Raw genomic sequence first — 20,632 nt, 5'->3', positions numbered from 1 at the left:
CAGAGCCGGCCGACGCGGTCAGCGAGACTCGAACTCGGGCGCGTCAGGGCCCTCGCCGCCGTGTCGCAGCCGGTGGACGTGATCGGTGAACGCCGTGAACGCCCGCTCGTTGAACAGGACGAACCTGACGTCCTCGACGGCGGTCTCCGCGTCCCGCACCGTCTCGACGGCGATGCGAGCGGCGTCCTCGATCGGCCACCCGTACGTACCGGCCGAGATGGCCGGGAACGCCACCGTGCGGGCACCCAGCTCATCGGCGACCCGGAGCGACTCGCGGTAACAGGAGGCGAGCAGCGAGGAGTCGTCGCGGGAAGGCTGATAGACGGGGCCGACGGTGTGGATGACCCAGCGGGCGTCCAGGTTCCCGGCGGTCGTGGCGACGGCCCGGCCTGTGGCCAGGCCCTTGCCGTACTGGGAGGCGCGCAGCTTGCGGCAGGCCTCCAGGATCGCCGGGCCGCCCCGCCGGTGGATCGCTCCGTCGACCCCTCCCCCGCCCAGCAGCGAGGAGTTGGCCGCGTTGACGATGGCGTCGACCCGCTCGCGGGTGATGTCGCCCTGGACCGCTTCGATGGTGGTCACGTCTGCCTCAGCCGCTTCCACACGGCCTTCGCCGCGTTGTGCCCGGACATGCCGTGCACCCCAGGGCCGGGCGGCGTCGCCGAGGAGCAGATGAAGACGGCCGGGTGGGGCGTGTGGTACGGGAACAGGGTGAGCTTCGGGCGCAGCAGGAGCTGGAGGCCGGACACCGACCCGGAGGCGATGTCGCCGCCGACGTAGTTGGCGTTGCGGGCGGCGAGTTCGGGCGGTCCGGCCGTGGCGCGGGCCAGGACGCGGTCGCGGAACCCCGGGGCGAAGCGCTCCAGTTGGCGCTCGATGGCGTCGGTGAGGTCGCCGGTCCAGCCGTGCGGGACGTGGCCGTACGCCCAGAAGACGTGTTTGCCCGCGGGGGCCCGGGTCGGGTCGACGACACTCGGCTGGACCGTGATCATGAACGGCTTGTCGGGGGCCCTGCCTTCCCGGGCCGCCGCGCGCAGGGCCGTGCCGATCTCCGCGCGGCTCGCGCCGATCTGCACCGTGCCGGCGACGCGGGCCTCCTTCGCGGTCCACGGCACGGGGCCGTCCAGCGCGTAGTCGACCTTGAAGACGCCCGGCCCGTAGCGGTAGCCGGCGTAGTGGTCGCCGAAGCCGGCGATGCGGGCCAGGGCGGTGGGCGAGGTGTCGAAGACGTACGCCCGGGCCGGCGGCAGGTCGTCCAGGCGCTTGACCTCGTAGTCGGTGTGCACGCTGCCGCCGAGGTCGCGCAGGTGGGCGGCGAGGGCGTCGGAGATCGCCTGGGAGCCGCCGCGGGCGACCGGCCAGCCGCGGGCGTGCGCCGCGAGGGCGAAGACCAGGCCGATGGCGCCGGTGGCGAAGCCGCCCAGCGGCGCCATGACATGGGCGACGAGCCCGGCGAACAGCGCCCTGGCCGGTTCGTCGCGGAAGCGGCGCATGAGCAGCGTCGACGGGGGCAGTCCGACGAGGCCGAAGCGGGCGAGGGTGACCGGGTCGCGGGGCAGCGCCGTGAGCGGCAGGGACATGAAGTCCCGGGCGAGCGTGTCCCACTTGGGCAGGAAGGGCTCGACGAGCCTGCGGTACGCCCCGGCGTCGCGCGGCCCGAAGGAGGCGGCCGTCTCACCCACCGACCGGGCCAGCACGGCCGCCGAGCCGTCCGGGAAGGGGTGCGCCATGGGCAGCTCGGCGTGCAGCCACTGAAGGCCGTACCGCTCCAGCGGCAGGGCGCGGAAGGCGGGCGAGTTGACGCCGAGCGGGTGGGCCGCGGCGCAGGGGTCGTGCCGGAAGCCCGGCAGGGTGAGTTCCTCGGTGCGGGATCCGCCGCCCACGGTGCCCCGGGCCTCGAAGACGGCGACGGAGAAGCCGCGGCGGGCCAGCTCCACGGCCGCGGTCAGTCCGTTCGGCCCCGCACCCACTACGACGGCATCGAGCATCGACGGCACCTTCGGACCCCTTCGTCAGCCGACGGCCACTGGGGATCAGGATATGCCCGGGGACGGTCCGTCACCGGCCGCGGGTGATGTCCGGTGCGCGAGGGCAGCGCTGAAGCGGTCAGCGCTACCGTACGCCTACGGTCGGTGACCGTTCGTCGCGCTTCCGCCGGGCTCACGCCCCGCCCGACAGCAGCGCCGCGACCCGCCGGGCCGTGGCCGCGTCGCGGGCGGCGGTGAACGGCAGGGCGTTGCCGCCCGTGATGCGGAACGGATCGCCCGCGCGGGTCAGATGGGCGCCGCCGGCCTCCTCGACGAGGAGCAGTCCGGCCGCGTGGTCCCACGCCGCCTCCCACGAGAAGGCCACGGCGTCCAACTCGCCCCGGGCGATGGCGAGGTACTCCAGGCCGGCCGAGCCGCACGCGCGCGGTGCCACCCCCTCGGTGCGCAGCCCGAGCAGGGCGTGCTTCTGCTCGTCCGTCGTGTAGTCCGGGTGGGAGGTGGCCACGCGGAGGTCGCGGCCGGGCTCCGGCACACCGGCGAAAAGCCGCTCGCCGTCGAGGTAGGCGCCCTTGCCCCGCTCGGCGGTGGCGAGCCGGTCCCGGGCGGCCGCGTAGGTCCAGGACGCGAGCAGGGTGCCGCCCTGGGCCAGCGCGACCAGCGTGCAGAACCCGGCCTCGCCGCGTACGAACGGCCTTGTGCCGTCGACCGGGTCGATGATCCAGACCGGGGCGTCGCCCCGTATCGCCTCGTAGGAGGCCGGGTTGGCGTGGACCGCCTCCTCGCCGACCACGACCGAGCCGGGCAGCAGGGCGGCCAGGGCCTCGGTGAGGTACAGCTCGGCCTTGCGGTCGGCGTCGGTCACCAGGTCGTGCGGGCCGGCCTTCTGGTCGACCTCGTGCGCGGCGAGCTGACGCCAGCGCGGCATGATCTCGGTGGTGGCCGCCTTGCGGATCGCCTCCTCGACGTCGGAGGCGTGCTGCGCGAGAAACTCTTCGATGGTTTCGTTGCTGTCGATCACCCTTCCATGACAACACGTGCCACTGACAATCCCCACCCGCCGGGTGCACCCCGGGTGGAATCGCGGTGAACTCCAGCGGGGGCGGTCACCGGCCGACCGCGTACCCCTGCATGCCGCGCGGGTTCGCCGCCGCCGACAGGACGCCGGTCTCCGGGTCCCGGGCGACGGCGCAGAGCCGGCCCTCCGACCAGGGGGCGCCGGCGGTCACGTCGTGGCCGCGGCGCCGCAGCTCCGCGACGACGGCCGGGTCGGTGCGGGCCTCGACGGTCACGCTGCCCGGGCGCATGCCGCGCGGGAAGAAGGAGCCCGGGAAGCTGTCGTTGTGCCAGTTCGGGGCGTCGATCGCGCCCTGGAGGTCGGGGCCGCCGCGCACCTGGGGGCGCAGCGCGACCGCCAGGAGGAAGTGCAGCTGCCACTGGTCCTGCTGGTCCCCGCCGGGCGTGCCGAACGCCATGACGGGCACGCCGTCGCGCAGGGCGATCGAGGGGGACAGGGTGCTGCGGGGGCGGCGGCCGGGGGTGAGGGTGCTGGGCAGGCCCTCCTCCAGCCAGGTCATCTGGAGCCGGGTGCCGAGCGGGAAGCCGAGTTCGGGGACGACGGGGTTGGACTGGAGCCAGCCGCCGCTGGGCGTGGCCGAGACCATGCCGCCCCAGCGGTCGACGACGTCCAGGTGGCAGGTGTCGCCCCGGGTGCTCCCGTCGGCGGTGACGACCGGTTCGCCGGGCACGGGGGACGTCGGGAGTTTGGCGACGGTCGGCTCGCCGACGCCCAGGGCGTCGAAGCCCTCCTGGGCGGCGGCCGCCACGCGCGCGTGCGCGCTCAGCCGCGGGGTGCGTCCGCCGGGGCTGCCGGGCCGCAGGTCGTGCTCGGCCCGCTCGCCGACGAGGGCGCGGCGGGCCGTGTTGTACTCGGCGGACAGCAGGTCGTCGAGGGGCACCTCGGCGGCGTCCCCGTACCAGGCCTCCCGGTCGGCCATGGCGAGTTTGCAGCCCTCGACCAGGAGGTGGACGTACTCGGCCGAGCCGTAGGGGGGCAGTTCGGGCGGCAGCAGGGCGAGTTGCTGGAGCAGGACCGGGCCCTGGCTCCAGGGGCCCGGCTTGCACACGGTCCAGCCGTTCCAGTCGTACGTCACGGGTGTCTCGTAGGTCGCGGACCAGGTGGCGAGGTCGGCGGCCGTGAGGGTGCCGGTGTGGTGGTCGCCGCTGGTGTCCAGGGTGGGGCGGGCGGCCTGGCGTACGAGGGCCTCGGCGATGAAGCCGGTGCGCCACACCTGCCGCGCGGCCTCGATCCCGGCCTCCCGGTCGCCCGCCCCGGCGGTCTCGGCGAGCAGGCGCTTCCAGGTGGCGGCGAGCGCGGGGTTGCGGAAGAGCTCGCCGGGGCGCGGTGCCTTGCCGCCGGGCAGGTAGACCTCCGCCGACGAGGTCCACTCGGTCTCGAAGAGTTCGCGCACCGTCTCGACGGTGTCCGTGACCCGCTCCACGGGCGCGTGGCCGTGTTCGGCGTAGCCGATGGCGTACTTCAGGACGTCGGCGAGGGACTTGGTGCCGTGGTCGCGCAGCAGCAGCATCCAGGCGTCGAAGGCGCCCGGGACGGCGGCGGCCAGCGGACCGGTGCCGGGGACCAGGTCCAGGCCGAGGTCCCGGTAGTGCGCGACGGTCGCCCCGGCGGGTGCGACGCCCTGTCCGCACAGCACCCGCACCTCGCCACCGGGCGGGGCGAGCAGGATCGGCACCTCGCCGGCCGGGCCGTTGAGGTGGGGTTCCACGACGTGCAGTACGAAGGCGCCGGCCACGGCCGCGTCGCAGGCGTTGCCCCCGTCCTCCAGGACGGCCATCGCCGACTGCGCGGCGAGCCAGTGGGTGGAGGAGACCATGCCGAAGGTGCCCTGGAGGGTCGGGCGGGATGTGAACATACGTCCTCTCACCTCTCGTACGCGCGCCACCCGTCCCCCTCCCCCGGTCACGGCTGCGGCGAAACCCCCGGTCCCGTCTCGGGCGGAACCCCCGGTCAGGGCTCGGGCGGAACCCCGGCCGGGGCTGCGCAGTGCGACCGCGCCGGTGCGAACCGTGTTTCCGCGGCCTGTGTGCCGGACCGCACTTCCGCACCACAGGGACTCATGTGAAACTGTCGTCCCGTCCGCCGTGCGGACTCGCTCCGCACCGTCCGTCCCCCACGAGAAGGGCGCCGTGCGTTCCCTACCCCTGCCTCTGGCCCTGACCGCACGCCTGTCCCCGGTGGCTGTGCTCGCCGCGGCGGGCTGGGCGCTGTCGTCCGGTCCGCTCGCCGCGCCGCAGGCCGCCGAGCACAAGCCGGCCGACGAGCAGACCGAGACCCAGTCCGCGTCCACCCCGTCCACGTCGACCGTCGCGAAGGCGTACTCGGCCGCTCCCGCCCCCTGCGAGAGCATCGCGAAGAAGACGATCGAGTCGCTGGTGCCGGGTGCCAAGACGGCCGGGAAGGAGATCCCGTCCACGGACGCCGAGCTGCGCCGCACCTGCTCCTGGAACGCGCTCAAGGGCTACGACTACCGCTGGCTGGACGTGTCGTACGAGGTGCTGGAGTCGGACGAGGCGGCGCAGAAGGCGTACAAGGAGAGCACGGAGAAGCGCAGCGGTGGCGGGGCCGTCCCCGGTCTGGGTGACAGCGCGTACTCCGTCGTGAACCTCACCACCGAGGACAAGCAGGAGACGCGCGAGGGCGTCGTGGTCGCCCGCGCGTCCAACGCGCTGGTGACGGTCACGTACAACGGCAGTGACTTCGAGTCGAAGAAGGCGCCCGATACGGACACGATCAACAAGGGCGCCATCAAGGCCGCGAAGGAGGCCGTGGCGGCGCTGGAGGCCGACAAGGGCTGATCGTCGTCCTCCAGCGCCGGTCCGCGTCAGACGATCGTGCGGTCACGGCCTCGCAGGGCCATCAGCAGCAGGTACAGCACCATCGACGTGCCCAGGCCCACGGCCCAGCCGTAGTCGGCGAGACCGGCCAGTGCCGGGATGGGGCGGCCGTCGATGAGCGGCTTGAAGCTGGCGCCGCCGACGGCGAGCACACCGCCGGCCACGAAGGCGACGACGGCCCGCCAGTTCCAGCCGCCCTCGTACCAGTAGCGGCCGCCCGTGCGGTAGAGGTCGGCCAGGTCGAGCCGGGAGCGGCGCAGGATCCAGTAGTCGGCGATGAGGATGCCCGCGACGGTGCCGAGCAGGCCGCCGACCAGGCCGAGCCAGGTGAAGATGTAGCCCTGCGGGTCGGAGTACAGCTTCCACGGGAAGATCAGCACACCGAGGACGCAGGTCGCGAGGGCGCCGGCGCGGAAACTGATCCTGCGGGGCGCGATGTTGGAGAAGTCGAACGCGGGCGAGACCAGGTTGGCCGCGACGTTGACGGACAGCGTCGCCACCAGGACGGTGACGAGGGCGAACAGCAGGCCGACCGTGTTGTCGGTCTTGGCCGCGAGCTGGACCGGGTCCCAGATCGCCTCGCCGTAGACGGCCTGCGAGCCGGAGGTGACCATCACGGACAGGAACGCGAACAGCGTCATCGTCGTCGGCAGGCCGAGGGCCTGGCCCCACGTCTGCGCCTTCTGGCTCCTGCCGTAGCGGGTGAAGTCGGGGATGTTCAGCGACAGCGTGGACCAGAAGCCGATCATGCCCATGAGGGCGGGGGCGAACAGCGTCCAGAAGTCGGCGCCCCAGCCGAGCTTGGAGGGCTGGTCGAACAGCGGGCCGAAGCCGCCCGCCTTGTCGCTCATCCACCACAGCATCACGAACGCGCCGACGAGCACGAAGGGCGCCGCCCAGTTCTCGAAGCGGCGGATCGTCTCCATGCCCCGGTAGATGATGACGACCTGGAGCGCCCAGAAGATCGCGAACGACAGCCACATCGACCAGGCGTAGCCGCCGACCTTCGCCGCGTCCGTCCAGCCGCTGCCGATCAGCTTGCCGGCCAGGAAGTAGATGGCCTCGCCGCCGATCCAGGTCTGGATGCCGAACCAGCCGCACGCCACCAACGCCCGTACGACGGCGGGCAGGTTGGCGCCGCGGATGCCGAAGGAGGCCCGGGCGAAGACCGGGAAGGGTATGCCGTACTTCGGTCCGGCGTGCCCGGTGAGCAGCATCGGTATCAGCACGATCACATTGGCCAGGGCGATGGTGAACACCGCCTGCTTCCAGTCCATGCCGACGGCGATGAGCCCCGAGGCCAGGGTCCAGGAGGCGGTGTTGTGGGCCATGCCGACCCACAGCGCGGAGAAGTTGTACGTGGTCCAGGTGCGCTTGGCGACGGGGACCGGCAGCAGGTCCTCGTTGGCGTAGGGACCGCTCGGCGCCGGGGCGCCCGGGGCGATCTCCACCCGGCCGTCGGCGAGGGTGACTTGGGTGGTCGGCGGTGTGGCCGTGGGAGCGGTATCGGTCATGGGCCGGGCCAATCAGGGAGGTGGGACGGGAAAGGCCGTGCGGGTGATGCCGATGGGGGGTGCGCTCGGGGCGTCCTGCGCCCCCTTCCCGGGCCGGGGGAAGGGGGAGTTCATGAGGGGTGCTCTCGCGTGGGAGTTCAGCCGTTGACCGCCGGGATCACCCGCGATCCGTAGGCGTCGATCACGGCCTCCTGCGCGTCGTGCATGTCGTACACGGCGAACTGGTCCACGCCGAGGTCGCGCAGCGCGTTCAGCTTCTCGACGTGCCGTTCGACCGGGCCGATCAGGCAGAACCGGTCGACGATCTCGTCGGGCACGAACTGGGTGTCCGGGTTGCCGGCGCGGCCGTGGTGGGAGTAGTCGTAGCCCTCGCGGGCCTTGATGTAGTCGGTGAGTTCGTCGGGGACGGCGGCGGAGTGCTCGCCGTACTTGGAGACCAGGTCGGCCACGTGGTTGCCGACCATGCCGCCGAACCAGCGGCACTGCTCGCGGGCGTGGGCGAGGGCCTCGGGCGAGTCGTCCTCGGTGACGTACGCCGGGGCGGCCACGCAGACGGTCACCTCGGCAGGGTCGCGGCCGGCGGCGACCGCCGCGTCCTTCACGGCCTTGACCATGTACTCCGTCAGGTAGAGGTCGGCCAGCTGGAGGATGAACCCGTCGGCCTCCTCGCCGGTCATCTTCAGGGCCTTGGGACCGTACGCGGCCATCCACACGGGGAGTTCCGCGCCCGGCTTGATCCACGGGAAGCGGACGACCGTGCCGCCGCCGAGGTCGGCCTCCCGGCCGCTGCCGAGGGCCCGGATGACCTTCATGGCCTCGCTGATCCGGGTCAGGGTGTTGGGCTTGCGGCCGGCCACGCGCATCGCGGAGTCGCCGCGCCCGATGCCGCAGACCGTGCGGTTGCCGTACATGTCGTTGAGGGTGGCGAAGGTGGAGGCGGTGACCTCCCAGGTGCGGGTGCCCGGGTTGGTCACCATCGGCCCGACCTTCAGTTTCGTGGTGTTGGCCAGGATCTGGCTGTAGATCACGAACGGCTCCTGCCACAGCACGGCGGAGTCGAAGGTCCAGCCGTAGGAGAAACCGTTCCGTTCCGCGCGCTTCATCAGGCTGATCACCCGCGAGGCCGGCGGGTCGGTCTGCAGGACGAGTCCGAAGTCCATCTGCGCCACTCCCTAGTTCAGGTACTGACAGGTGGAGCGCGGGGCGAAGACGCCGTGACCCGGGCGCCCGGTGTACTCCCGCTCGGTGATGACCGGTACGCCGCGCGAGAGCACGGTCTCGACGCGGCCGGTGACGCGCTTGCCCTCGTACGCCGAGTAGTCGACGTTCATGTGGTGGGTCTCGGCCGACATGACCTGCTCGGCGTGCGGGTCGTAGATCACCACGTCGGCGTCGGCGCCGGGCGCGATGGTGCCCTTCTTCGGGTACAGGCCGAACATCCGGGCCGGGGTGGCGCAGGCGATCTCGATCCAGCGGCGGCGGGAGATGTGCCCGTCGAGGACGGCCTGGTGGAGCAGGTCCATGCGGTTCTCGACGCCCGGCAGGCCGTTGGGGATCTTCGAGAAGTCGCCGCGGCCGAGTTCCTTCTGGCCGGTGAAGCAGAACGGGCAGTGGTCGGTGGAGACGACCTGGAGGTCGTTCGTCCGGAGCCCCTGCCACAGCTTGGCCTGGTGTTCGCGGGGCCTGAGCGGGGTGCTGCACACGTACTTCGCGCCCTCGAAGTCGGGCTCGGCGAGGTTGTCGGTGGACAGGAACAGGTACTGCGGGCAGGTCTCGCCGAAGACGTTCAGCCCGTCGTCGCGGGCCCGGGCCAGTTCGGCGACCGCCTCCATCGCCGAGACGTGCACGACGTACAGGGGCGCGCCGGCGACCTGGGCGAGCCGGATGGCGCGGTGGGTGGCCTCGGCCTCCAGCAGGGCCTTGCGGACCTCGCCGTGGTAGCGCGGGTCGGTCTCGCCGCGGGCCAGGGCCTGTTCGACCAGGACGTCGATGGCGATGCCGTTCTCGGCGTGCATCATGATCAGGCCGCCGTTGTCGGCGGAGCGCTGCATGGCGCGCAGGATCTGGCCGTCGTCGCTGTAGAAGACGCCCGGGTAGGCCATGAACTGCTTGAAGGAGGTGACGCCCTCCTCGACCAGCAGGTCCATCTCCTTGAGCGTGTCCTCGTTGACGTCGGAGACGATCATGTGGAAGCCGTAGTCGATCGAGCAGTTGCCCTCGGCCTTGGCGTGCCAGGCGTCGAGGCCCTCGCGCAGGCTGTGTCCGACGCTCTGTACGGCGAAGTCGATGATCGTGGTCGTGCCGCCCCAGGCGGCGGCGCGGGTGCCGGTCTCGAAGGTGTCGGAGGCGAAGGTGCCGCCGAAGGGAAGCTCCATGTGGGTGTGGGCGTCGACGCCGCCGGGGATGACGTACTTTCCTGTGGCGTCGATGACCCGGTCGGCGGTGAAGGTGCCGGCGGCGGGTGTGCCGGTGGCGGCGAGGGCGGCGATGCGGCCGTCCTCGATCAGGACGTCGGCGTGGATCTCGTCGGATGCGGTGATCACCAGGCCGCCGCGAATGACTGTACGGCTCATCGGTCGCTCCTCACGGTGTGCACGTGACGGTTGTACGTGGCTGGTCGCGCAGTTCCCCGCGCCCCTAGAGGTCGGTCAGCGGACCGTACGTTCCAGGCGCCCGGTCCCGGTAGAACTGCCAGCGGTCGCGGACCTCTCGGAGCTTCGCCATGTCCAGGTCGCGGACGACCAGTTCCGGCTCCTTGTCGCTCGCCACCTCGCCGACGAACTGGGCCTCCGGGTCCACGAAGTACGACGTGCCGTAGAAGTCGTTGTCGCCGTACTCCTCGACGCCGACCCGGTTGATCGCGCCGATGAAGTACTCGTTGGCGACGGCCGCCGCCGGCTGTTCCAGCTGCCAGAGGTAGCCGGACAGGCCCCGGGAGGTGGCCGAGGGGTTGAAGACGATCTCGGCGCCCGCGAGGCCGAGGGCGCGCCAGCCCTCGGGGAAGTGGCGGTCGTAGCAGATGTAGACGCCGACCTTGCCGACAGCGGTGTCGAAGACGGGCCAGCCGGAGTTGCCGGGCCGGAAGTAGAACTTCTCCCAGAAGCCCTTCACCTGGGGGATGTGCGTCTTGCGGTACTTGCCGAGGTAGGAGCCGTCCGCGTCGATCACGGCGGCGGTGTTGTAGAGGACGCCGGGCTGCTCCTCCTCGTACATCGGCAGCACGAGGACGAGGCGCAGTTCCTTCGCCAGGGCCTGGAAGCGGCGGACGATGGGGCCCTCGGGGATCTGCTCGGCGTACTCGTAGAAGGCCGGGTCCTGCACCTGGCAGAAGTACGGGCCGTAGAACAGCTCCTGGAAGCAGAGGACTTGGGCGCCCTGCGCGGCGGCGTCGCGGGCCGCCTGCTCGTGGACCTGGATCATCGATTCCTTGTCGCCGGTCCAGGCGGTCTGGAAGACGGCGGCACGGATCACTCGGCTCATCGGGACCTCCGGTCGCTCGGTGTGCCGTGAGCCTAGGAAGCCGGGACGTCCTCTTTGAGTTGCACCGTGTCACGTCCCGGGGCGTGCGGCGTGCCACCGTGTCACTCTCGCGTGGGCCCATGTTTCACCGCCGTTTTCCCAGGTGGTTCCGTGTTTCACTGCTGTTGCGCGTCGTGCGCGAGGAGCGCGATGTGCACCGAGGCGGCCTGCTCGAAGTCGTCCAGGTCCACCCCGAGGCGGACCTGTATCGCCTCCAGGCGGCGGTAGAGGGCCGGCCGGGAGACGTGGTGGAGCTGGGCGGTGCGGGACTTGTTGCGGCCGGTGGCGAGGTAGGTGCGCAGCACGGACAGCAGGTCCTCGTCCGCCTCGCGCAGCAGCCCGTCCAGTTCCCGCTCCGCGAAGGACTGCACGTGCGGGTCGTCGCGCAGCAGGCGGATCAGGCCCCGCAGGTGGACGTCCTTGAGGCGGACGACCGGCGGGAGGGCGAGGGCGGCGGAGGAGTCGGCGACGGCGTCCGCGACGTGCTGGGCCTCGCGCAGGCCGGTGGGGACGTCGTCCCAGGCGGCCCGGGGGTCGGCCGCCGCGACGACCGTGCGGTCCCGGCCGGACTCCGTGCGCAGCCGGGTCGCGAAGTGCGCGGCGAGGGCGTCCGCGTCCTGGTCGCGGGGGAGGCTGAGCAGCACGGCGGTGGCCCCGTCGGCCAGCTCGGCGACCAGCCCGGACAGGCCCAGCAGCCGCAGCAGCCGTTCCAGCCGCGGGGGGTCGCCGTCGCGGACGACCAGGGGGACGAACGTCCGCCGGTTGACCGGAAGCCCGGCCGCCCGGGCCCGGGGCAGCAGTTGCCGCGCCGGTACGACACCGCTGACCAGGTCGGTCAGCAGGCTCTGCGCGGACTGCTCCTCCCAGGAGCAGGCGGCGCCGCCGCCGAGCATGCGGTGCAGGACGAGGGCCTCGGCGGCGCGGTCGGCCAGCAGCCGTCCGGTGGCGGTGTCGCCGCGGTAGCCGCACAGCACGATCCGGCCCCAGCGCTCCCCGCGTCCGCCCAGTTCGGCCCGGATCCAGCCGTCGCCCTCGGTGCCTCCCCCAGTGCCTGAAAGGCCTGGGCGGTGCCCCCATGCCTGCCGGGCGATGCGCTCCCAGTCGCGCAGCACGTCGTCGACCGCGGGCCGCTCCCCCGCCGTGCCGAGGACGCGGTGGGCGAGGTTGGTGACGACGACCGGGCAGGCGCTGTGCCGGGCGACCTCGTCGAGCAGGCGCTGCAGCGGGGCGCCCGCGGTGATGAGGGCGGTGAGTTCGGTGCGGACGGCCTCGGAGAGGCTGACGGCGGCGAACTTGCGCCGCACCAGCCGGGACTGGACCTCCTCGGTCAGTTCGGCGAAGGGGAACGGCCGGTGCAGCACCACCATCGGCAGCCCGCACCGCTCGGCGGCCCGGCGCATCACGTCCGGCGGGGAGGGGAAGGCCCGGCCGAGCCCGAGGACGACCGCCGCCGCCTCGGCGCGGTGCAGCGAGCGGACGTACTCGGCCTGCTTGTCCTCGTCCCCGGCGAGCAGCACGCCGGTGGTGAGGACCATCTCGCCGCCGCTGAGCATGACGCCGACGTCGGCGGCCTCGGCGACGTGCACCCACCGGACGGGCCGGTCGAGGTGGCTCGCGCCGGCCACCACCTCGGGCTCCCCGGCGAGCACCCGCTCCAGGGTGAGGACCTGCCGCACCGACAGGGCCGGTTCCAGGGCGTCCCAGGTGGTGGTCATGTGACGGTTCCCTTGTTCAGTCCACTGCTACTGGATGCTCCTCAGAGCGTTCTCGAGGATCGCGGCGCCCTCCTCGGCCTCCGCGACGTTGAGGGACAGCGGCGGGGCGACCCGCAGCGAGCTGGTGTTGTGGCCGCCGCCCTTACCGATCAGCAGTCCGCCCGCGCGGGCCGCCTCCAGGACGGCCGCCGCGGTCTGCGGGTCGGCCTCGTCCGTACCGGGTTTGGTGATCTCGATGCCGATCATCAGGCCGCGCCCGCGGACCTCGCGGACGGCCGGGACCGGGGCGGCGGCGGCCCGCAGCCGCTCGATGAGCAGGCCGCCGACGCGCCGGGCGTTGCCCTGGAGGTCGTGTTCCAGCAGGTAGTTGAGGTTGGCGAGGCCCGCCGCCATGGTGATCTGGGTGCCGCCGAAGGTGGAGATGCTGTTGGAGTCCAGGCAGTTCATGATCTCGGAGCGGGCGACGACCCCGCCGATGGACATGCCGTTGCCGATGCCCTTGGCGAAGGTCATGATGTCCGGCGGCCCGTTCTGCCCGTGGGCCTGCCAGCCCCAGAAGTGCTCGCCGGTGCGGCCCCAGCCGGTCTGCACCTCGTCGGCGATCCACAGGATGCCGCGCTCGTGCAGCACCTCGCGGAAGGCGGCGTAGAGCCCGTCCGGCGGGGAGGTGAAGCCGCCGACGCCCTGGATGGGCTCGGCGATCAGCGCGGCCGGGGGGCGGGTGTGGCCGAGCAGGTCGACCAGGTCGTCGACGCAGGCGGCGATGAAGTCGTCGTCGCTCAGCGAGGCGTACGGGCCGCGGGTGCGGACGCCGCCGTGCACGTACAGCGTCTGCAGCGGGGAGAGCGAGGTCGGGGACCAGCCGCGGTTGCCGGTGATGCCGACGGAGCTGAAGGAGCGGCCGTGGTAGCTGTTGCGCATCGCCAGGATCGTGTTGCTGCGCCGGTACGCCGTCGCCAGCAGCAGGGCGGTGTCGTTGGCCTCGGTGCCGGAGGTGGTGAAGAAGACCCGGGCGTCCGGGATGCCGCTCAACTGGGCGACCCGTTCGGCGAGTTCGACCATCGGGCGGTTGAGGTACAGGGTCGAGGAGTGGATGATCCGCCCGGCCTGCTCGCTCACCGCCTTGGTCACCTCGGGCAGGGCGTGCGCGGTCATCGTGGTGAGGATGCCGCCGAAGAAGTCGAGGTACCGGTTGCCCTCGGCGTCCCAGACGTGGCGGCCCTCGCCGTGGGTGATCTCGATCGGCTCCTCGTAGTAGAGGGCGAGCCAGTCGGGGAGTACCGCCCGGTGGCGGCCCAGGAGGTCGTCGGTCACGGCTGCACCAGCCCTTCGTAGGCGTCGGGGCGGCGGTCGCGGTAGAAGGCCCACTGCTGCCGCACTTCTTCGATGAGGTCGAGATCCAGGTCCCGGACCACGAGTTCCTCCTTGCTGTCGCTGGCGACGTCCCCCACGAACTGCCCGCGCGGGTCGACGAAGTAGCTCGTCCCGTAGAAGTCGTTGTCGCCGTACTCCTCCTGCCCGACGCGGTTGATCGCGGCGATGTAGTACGCGTTGGCGACGGCGGCCGCGGGCTGCTCCAGCCGCCACAGGTGGGACGACAGGCTCCGGTGCGTGGCGGAGGGGTTGTAGACCAGCTGGGCCCCGGCCAGGCCCAGCTCCCGCCAGCCCTCCGGGAAGTGGCGGTCGTAGCAGATGTAGACGCCGACCTTGCCGACGGCCGTGTCGAAGACGGGCCAGCCGAGGTTGCCCGGCTTGAAGTAGTACTTCTCGCGGAAACCCTTCAGCTGCGGGATGTGGTGCTTGCGGTACTTGCCGAGGTAGGTGCCGTCGGCGTCGATCACGGCCGCGGTGTTGTAGTAGAAGCCGGGCTGCTCGGCCTCGAACACCGGTGCGACGATCACCATGCCGGTCTCGCTGGCGAGGGCCCGCATGCGCCGCACGGTCGGTCCGTCGGGGACGGGCTCGGCCCAGCGGTAGTGCTCCGGCTCCTCGACCTGGCAGAAGTAGGGGCTGTTGAAGACTTCCTGGAAGCCGATGATCTTCGCGCCCCGGCGGGCCGCCTCGCGGGCGTGCTCCTCGTGTTTCGCCACCATGGACTCGGTGTCGCCGGTCCAGGCGGCCTGGACCAGAGCGGCACGTACGACGTTGGCCATGAGCTGCTCCTTCGACGCGACGTCTGCGCCTCTACGCCCGTAGAAGCGGGCCGTAGAGCCACGAACGTAAGCCTCCGGCACGGGCTTGCCAAGACCATCGTCGCCAACCCGCGGGGCCGGGCGCGATTCGCACTCCTGTGGGTGAGTCGCCGGGGGCACGTCGGCGCCGGTCAGACGGCGTGTCCGGCGACCCGGAGCGCGTGCAGCAGATCCCAGCGGCGCTCGTCCGAAACGCCCTGGGCGGCCTCCAGCAGCAGCGGCACCAGGCGCCGCGGATCGGGCTCGGCGCTGCGGGCGGCCTCCTCGGGGGTCCGGGTCCGTACGTACGCGTCGAGCAGTGCGCGCACCTCACGGCGGCGGCCCTCGGCGACCAGCCCGAGGACGGCCTCCCCGACCTCGCCCGGGGGCCGGGAGACCCCTTGGCGCAGCATCTGCTGCCCGTCGCCCTCGCGCCCGGCCGCGGCCAGGGCGTCAGCGGCCGCGACCAGGCGTCCTGCGGGCAGCGAGGCGGCCTCCCAGAGCAGGGTCTGCCAGTCCGCTCCGAGTCCGGCGCGTTCGAGTTCGCGGGCGAGCAGCGGGAGCCGGGCGGGGGCCCAGTACGCGGCCTCGACCAGCAGTGCGTGCGCCTCCCCGCTGCGCCCCTCCCCGCGGAGCCGCGCCAGCGTCTCGACGGCCCGCGCGACCTCGGTCCAGTCCGCCGGGCCGACCGCACCGGCCGGGCTGGCCGCACCTGCCTGGCCTGCCTCCGGTGCCGCGCGCTCCCCGACGGCCTCCTGGGCGGCCCCGGCGAAGCGCGCGCCGCGCGGGGTGCGGCCGGCGACGGGCGCGGGCACGGTGGCCGCGGGCACGTCGGTGGGCGGCACGACGACGGGCGCGGCGTCCTCCTCCCCCATCCCCGCGAAGCGAGCACTGCCGCGCCGCCGCTTGCGTTGCTTGGAGGCGGAGGGGTGGGGGGCAGGGGGTTCGGGGGCGACAAGGGTCTGCGGAGCGACGGGGGCCGACTCGGGAAACGCCGAGGGCCTGACGAGCGTCTCCGAGGCAGGGCCCGAATCCGTGAGGGCATGGGCGCTGCCCTGGGCGACGGCTTCCCGAGGGCCCCCGCCCCGGGGGGAACCGCGCTCGCCGGAGGCCGCGCCACCTGTCTCCGGCCCGCCCGGGACCGCCGGCCCGCTGCCGTACCCGCGCACGGCTTCCCAAGCATTCCCGCCCCGCAGGGAACCGTGCTCACCGCCGGCGGCCGCGCCACCCGTCTCCGGCCCGCCCGGGGCCACCGGCCCGCTGCCGTACCCGCGCGTATCACCTGCTGTTTCACCACCCCGCGCCCACCCCGCGGCCTCCGGTCCGCCACCGTCGGTCCGCGGCCAGGGGTCCGCTTCGCGGTGGTCGCCGCGCCGGGGGGTCGGCAGCGGGCTCGACCCGGGCGGCTGCCGGTCCAGGTATGCCATCCGCGCCCTGAGTTCCGCGCAGCGGGCGGTCGCGCGTTCGTGGTCGTCTCGGGCCCACGCGAGGTCCACCCGGAGGGCGTCGGCCTGCTCGCGAGTGGTGGCGGAGGCCAGTTGCCGGGCCAGGCCGGCCTGGCGTTCGGCGGCGAACCGCTGCTCGCGGAGCATGACGTCCAGCAGGTCCCCGAGCGCGTCCCGGCCCCCGGGCCGGCTGTCGAACGCGGCCAGCGCGGCGGCATGCAGCGAGCGGGCGCGTTCCGTCTCCGGCCCGGCGCCCCCGGGGCCGTACTGCCCGGCGAGGTCCCGCAGCAGCGCATCCACCACGTCCCAGGGCGGCATCTCGCGCCCGTCGAGGCAGGCCCGCATCCCCTCGGGGTCACGCTGCCAGAACACGGCGCACCAGCCGCCGGACGGATCGAGACGTGCCAGCAGACCGTCCAGGTAGTTCGCGAACTCCCGCACCTCGGCTGGGAGTTGATCCGCTGCCATCGCTCAACTCCCGCCAGACCGGAGCACTCCGCCCCGTAGGCAACACCAGTCGTGTTACAGCGGTGCTACGGGCAGTTTTCACACGGGACGCAGGAGCCTCAGCAGCCTCAGAGCGGCACGAGGACACACCGCCCCGCCAGTTCGTCCATGGACAGCCCGAGCACGCCGGCCAGCGCGGCCACCGTGAAGAAGGCCGGGGTCGGGGCCCGCCCGGTCTCGATCTTGCGGAGGGTCTCGGCGGAGATGCCCGCGCTCGCCGCGATCTCGGCCATGCTCCGGTCGCCACGCGCCTCACGCAGCAGCTTGCCCAGCCGCTCGCCGCGTTCGCGCTCTTCGGGGGTGAGAGGGGTGCGCACCATGCCCCCATTCTAATACCGGTATAGTAATTGGCATGGTGGAGCTGAAGACGGACACATCGATCGATGCCATGTACGAGGCGGGGCAGGTCGTCGCCCGTGCGCTGACGGCCGCGCGGAAGGCCGCCGGCGTGGGCGTCTCCCTGCTGGAACTGGACGAGGTGGCACACGACGTGCTGCGCGAGGCGGGCGCGACCTCGCCGTTCCTCGGGTACCGGCCCTCCTTCGCGCCGACCCCGTTCCCCGCCGTCCTCTGCGTCTCGGTGAACGACGCGATCGTGCACGGCATCCCGACCCGCTACCGCCTGCGCGACGGCGACCTCGTGTCGATCGACTTCGGCGCCGAGCTGGGCGGCTGGGTCGGCGACTCCGCGCTCAGCTTCATCGTCGGCACTCCGCGCGAGGCCGACCTGCGCCTGATCGAGACCGCCGAGCGCGCCCTCGCGGCCGGCATCGAGGCGGCCGTCGTCGGCAACCGCATCGGCGACATCGCCCACGCGATCGGCACGGTCTGCCGCGGCGCGGGCTACGGCATCCCCGACGGCTTCGGCGGCCACGGCATCGGCCGCCGGATGCACGAGGACCCCGGCGTGCCGAACGAGGGCCGGCCGGGGCGTGGCATGCGCCTGCGGCACGGCATGGTGCTGGCGATCGAGCCCATGGTCATCGCGGGCGGCACGGACGACTACCACGCGGCCCCCGACGGCTGGACCCTGAAGACGAACGACGGCTCCCGCGCGGCCCACGCCGAGCACACGGTGGCGATCACGGACGCGGGTCCGAGGATCCTGACCGCGCGCTGACATCCGACCGGTTCACCCGGACATGTCCCGAAGGTGCCCCTTGTCGGCGATCGTGCGAAGGTGTTCTACGAGCGCGCCCCAGGTGTAACGGGCTGCCACCCGGGTTACCCGACCCCGGCACGTCGACCAGCGAGGGCGTCCCCCGCCCGCGCGCCGGGGACGCCGGGAACGGAAGGCCCATGAGCAGCGGCTTCAGCAGCCCGGAGGGCTACGGCTCGGATCCCTTCGGAGAATTCCTCGCACGCTTCTTCGGCGGACCGCGTCCGGGTCCCCGGCAGATCGACCTCGGCCGGCTGCTCAGCCAGCCGGCCCGGGAGCTCGTCCGCGGCGCCGCCCAGTACGCCGCCGAGCACGGCAGCCGCGACCTCGACACGCAACACCTGCTGCGGGCGGCGCTCGCCACCGAACCCACCCGGACCCTGCTCAGCAAGGCCGGCGCGAACCCGGACTCGCTGGCGTCGCAGATCGACGAGCGGTCGGGCCCGGCCCAGCACAGCCCGAACGACGCACCGCCGCCGACCGCGCTCTCCCTCACCCCGGCGGCCAAGCGGGCCCTGCTGGACGCGCACGACATGGCGCGGGCCCGCGGCTACGGCTACATCGGCCCGGAGCACGTGCTCAGCGCCCTGGCCTCGAACCCCGACTCGGCGGCCGGACACATCCTGAACGCGGCCCGCTTCGCCCCCTCCGAGCCGCCCGAGGCGCCCGAGGCACCCCAGGCCGAGCGGCCGCGTCCGACGAACACGCCGACCCTCGACAAGTACGGCCGCGACCTCACCGAGCTGGCCCGGCACGGCCGGATCGACCCGGTGATCGGCCGGGACCAGGAGATCGAGCAGACCGTCGAGGTCCTCTCCCGCCGCGGCAAGAACAACCCCGTGCTGATCGGTGACGCCGGCGTCGGCAAGACCGCCATCGTGGAGGGGCTGGCGCAGCGTATCTCCGAGGCGGACGTGCCGGACGTGCTGATCGGGCGCCGCGTGGTCGCCCTGGACCTGACGGGCGTGGTCGCGGGCACCCGCTACCGGGGTGACTTCGAGGAGCGGATGAACAACATCGTCAGCGAGATCCGCGCCCACTCCGACCAGCTCATCATCTTCATCGACGAGCTGCACACGGTCGTGGGCGCCGGTGCCGGTGGCGGTGAGGGCGGCTCGATGGACGCCGGCAACATCCTCAAGCCGGCCCTCGCCCGGGGCGAGCTGCACATCGTGGGCGCCACCACGCTGGAGGAGTACCGCCGCATCGAGAAGGACGCGGCGCTGGCCCGCCGCTTCCAGCCGATCATGGTGCCCGAGCCGACCCCCGCCGACGCGATCGAGATCCTGCGCGGCCTCCAGGACCGCTACGAGGCCCACCACCAGGTCCGCTACACCGACGAGGCGCTGGTCGCCGCGGTGGAGCTGTCCGACCGCTACCTCACCGACCGCCGGCTGCCCGACAAGGCGATCGACCTGATCGACCAGGCCGGTGCCCGGGTGCGGCTGCGGGCCCGGACCAAGGGCACGGACGTGCGGGCCATGGAGCGGGAGCTGGAGCAGCTGACCCGGGACAAGGACCAGGCGGTCGCGGACGAACAGTACGAGCAGGCCACCCAGTTGCGCGACCGGATCATGGAGCTGAAGCAGCGGATCACCGAGGCCGGTGGCGACGGCGAGGTCGACGAGGGCCAGGACCTGGTTGTCGGGGCCGAGGCGATCGCGGAGGTCGTGTCGCGGCAGACGGGCATCCCGGTCAGCAGCCTCACCCAGGAGGAGAAGGACCGCCTGCTGGGCCTGGAGGAGCATCTGCACCAGCGGGTGATCGGCCAGGACGAGGCCGTACGGGTCGTCTCCGACGCGGTGCTGCGCTCCCGCGCCGGGCTCGCGAGCCCGGACCGGCCGATCGGCAGCTTCCTGTTCCTCGGCCCGACGGGCGTCGGCAAGACCGAGCTGGCCCGGGCGCTCGCCGAGGCCCTGTTCGGCAGCGAGGACCGCATGGTCCGCCTCGACATGAGCGAGTACCAGGAGCGGCACACCGTCAGCCGCCTGGTCGGCGCCCCGCCCGGCTACGTCGGCCACGAGGAGGCGGGCCAGCTCACCGAGGTCGTCCGCCGCCACCCCTACTCGCTGCTGCTGCTGGACGAGGTGGAGAAGGCCCACCCGGACGTCTTCAACATCCTGCTCCAGGTCCTCGACGACGGCCGGCTGACCGACTCGCAGGGCCGGACGGTGGACTTCACCAACACGGTCATCGTCATGACCAGCAACCTCGGCTCGGAGGCGATCACCCGCCGCGGCGCCTCCGTGGGCTTCGCGTCGGGCGGCGCCGACGCGGACGAGGAGGCCCGCCGGGAGCAGATCCTGCGGCCCCTGCGCGAGCACTTCCGCCCCGAGTTCCTCAACCGTATCGACGAGATCGTCGTCTTCCGCCAGCTCTCCACGGAACAGCTGCGGCAGATCACCAACCTGCTGCTGGACCGCACCCGCTCCCTCGTCCAGGACAAGGGCATCACGGTGACGTTCACCGACCGCGCGGTGGACTGGCTGGCCGACCGCGGCTACCAGCCGGAGTACGGCGCCCGCCCGCTCCGCCGCACGATCCAGCGCGAGGTGGACAACGAACTGTCACGCCTGCTGCTGGACGGCAGGGTCGAGCAGGGCGGCCGGGTGACGGTGACGGTGGAGGACGACCGCCTGGTGTTTGAGACGCAGAGTGCTGCGCCCCGATAGGGGCGCGGGGAACTGCGCGACCAGCCCCCGCCC

General features: G+C 72.7%; 16 protein-coding genes. 3 read left to right on the top strand and 13 right to left on the bottom strand.

Features of this window, described 5'->3' with window-relative positions; translation table 11 throughout:
• Positions 1-18: 18 nt before the first annotated feature.
• The 4 genes from ABZ386_RS09720 to ABZ386_RS09705 all read right to left on the bottom strand — a co-directional run bounded on the left by ABZ386_RS09720 (position 19) and on the right by ABZ386_RS09705 (position 4,915).
• Positions 19-579, bottom strand: a complete 561-nt coding sequence (locus ABZ386_RS09720) for an O-acetyl-ADP-ribose deacetylase (RefSeq protein WP_358964490.1) — start codon at positions 577-579, stop codon at positions 19-21.
• Positions 576-1,985 (bottom strand): NAD(P)/FAD-dependent oxidoreductase, encoded by a 1,410-nt coding sequence (locus ABZ386_RS09715; RefSeq protein WP_351343242.1) that lies wholly within the window; start codon positions 1,983-1,985, stop codon positions 576-578. Before ABZ386_RS09715 ends, ABZ386_RS09720 begins: the two co-directional genes overlap by 4 nt.
• Positions 1,986-2,157: 172 nt before the next feature.
• Positions 2,158-3,003: an inositol monophosphatase family protein gene (locus ABZ386_RS09710; RefSeq protein ID WP_351343244.1), complete on the bottom strand. Its 846-nt coding sequence runs from the start codon at positions 3,001-3,003 to the stop codon at positions 2,158-2,160.
• 85 nt (positions 3,004-3,088) lie between these two features.
• Entirely contained in the window at positions 3,089-4,915 is a 1,827-nt protein-coding gene (locus ABZ386_RS09705; RefSeq protein WP_358964488.1) for a gamma-glutamyltransferase, read from the bottom strand.
• A gap of 274 nt (positions 4,916-5,189) precedes the next feature.
• Here ABZ386_RS09705 and ABZ386_RS09700 point away from each other — a divergent pair, with 274 nt between their 5' ends.
• Positions 5,190-5,858 (top strand): hypothetical protein, encoded by a 669-nt coding sequence (locus tag ABZ386_RS09700; protein WP_351343248.1) that lies wholly within the window; start codon positions 5,190-5,192, stop codon positions 5,856-5,858.
• A gap of 26 nt (positions 5,859-5,884) precedes the next feature.
• Here the strand turns inward: ABZ386_RS09700 and ABZ386_RS09695 are convergent, their stop codons facing one another.
• The 9 genes from ABZ386_RS09695 to ABZ386_RS09655 form a co-directional block, all read right to left on the bottom strand.
• Positions 5,885-7,411 (bottom strand): NCS1 family nucleobase:cation symporter-1, encoded by a 1,527-nt coding sequence (locus ABZ386_RS09695; RefSeq protein ID WP_356615881.1) that lies wholly within the window; start codon positions 7,409-7,411, stop codon positions 5,885-5,887.
• A gap of 137 nt (positions 7,412-7,548) precedes the next feature.
• Complete coding sequence (locus ABZ386_RS09690; RefSeq protein WP_355722601.1) at positions 7,549-8,571, bottom strand: TIGR03842 family LLM class F420-dependent oxidoreductase; 1,023 nt, start codon at positions 8,569-8,571, stop codon at positions 7,549-7,551.
• 12 nt (positions 8,572-8,583) lie between these two features.
• Entirely contained in the window at positions 8,584-9,984 is a 1,401-nt protein-coding gene (gene hydA, locus ABZ386_RS09685; RefSeq protein WP_351343254.1) for a dihydropyrimidinase, read from the bottom strand.
• Positions 9,985-10,048: 64 nt separating this feature from the next.
• Positions 10,049-10,891, bottom strand: coding sequence for a nitrilase-related carbon-nitrogen hydrolase (locus ABZ386_RS09680; RefSeq protein WP_358964486.1), 843 nt, complete (start codon positions 10,889-10,891; stop codon positions 10,049-10,051).
• A gap of 155 nt (positions 10,892-11,046) precedes the next feature.
• A complete protein-coding gene (locus ABZ386_RS09675) occupies positions 11,047-12,645 on the bottom strand; it encodes a PucR family transcriptional regulator (RefSeq protein WP_351343258.1) in 1,599 nt (532 codons plus the stop codon).
• Positions 12,646-12,672: 27 nt separating this feature from the next.
• Positions 12,673-13,959, bottom strand: a complete 1,287-nt coding sequence (locus tag ABZ386_RS09670) for an aspartate aminotransferase family protein (RefSeq protein WP_351343260.1) — start codon at positions 13,957-13,959, stop codon at positions 12,673-12,675.
• Positions 13,956-14,798, bottom strand: a complete 843-nt coding sequence (locus tag ABZ386_RS09665; protein WP_355722588.1) for a nitrilase-related carbon-nitrogen hydrolase — start codon at positions 14,796-14,798, stop codon at positions 13,956-13,958. Before ABZ386_RS09665 ends, ABZ386_RS09670 begins: the two co-directional genes overlap by 4 nt.
• Before the next feature lie 170 nt (positions 14,799-14,968).
• Entirely contained in the window at positions 14,969-16,729 is a 1,761-nt protein-coding gene (locus ABZ386_RS09660) for a hypothetical protein (protein WP_358964484.1), read from the bottom strand.
• 107 nt (positions 16,730-16,836) lie between these two features.
• On the bottom strand, positions 16,837-17,088 hold the full coding sequence (locus ABZ386_RS09655; RefSeq protein WP_198678340.1) for a helix-turn-helix transcriptional regulator: 252 nt from the start codon (positions 17,086-17,088) through the stop codon (positions 16,837-16,839).
• Positions 17,089-17,120: 32 nt separating this feature from the next.
• On the opposite strand from ABZ386_RS09655, the gene map reads away from it, so the two are divergent.
• Together map and ABZ386_RS09645 are read left to right on the top strand one after the other, a co-directional pair.
• Positions 17,121-17,888, top strand: a complete 768-nt coding sequence (map, locus tag ABZ386_RS09650; RefSeq protein ID WP_356503423.1) for a type I methionyl aminopeptidase — start codon at positions 17,121-17,123, stop codon at positions 17,886-17,888.
• Positions 17,889-18,067: 179 nt separating this feature from the next.
• Positions 18,068-20,599 (top strand): ATP-dependent Clp protease ATP-binding subunit, encoded by a 2,532-nt coding sequence (locus ABZ386_RS09645; protein ID WP_356503425.1) that lies wholly within the window; start codon positions 18,068-18,070, stop codon positions 20,597-20,599.
• Positions 20,600-20,632 lie beyond the last annotated feature (33 nt).

The organism is Streptomyces sp. NPDC006140, assembly GCF_040628815.1.
In the GTDB taxonomy this organism is placed as follows: domain Bacteria; phylum Actinomycetota; class Actinomycetes; order Streptomycetales; family Streptomycetaceae; genus Streptomyces.
The sequence above is the reverse complement of the archived record's forward strand: the minus strand, read 5'-3'. Positions and strand labels throughout refer to the sequence as shown.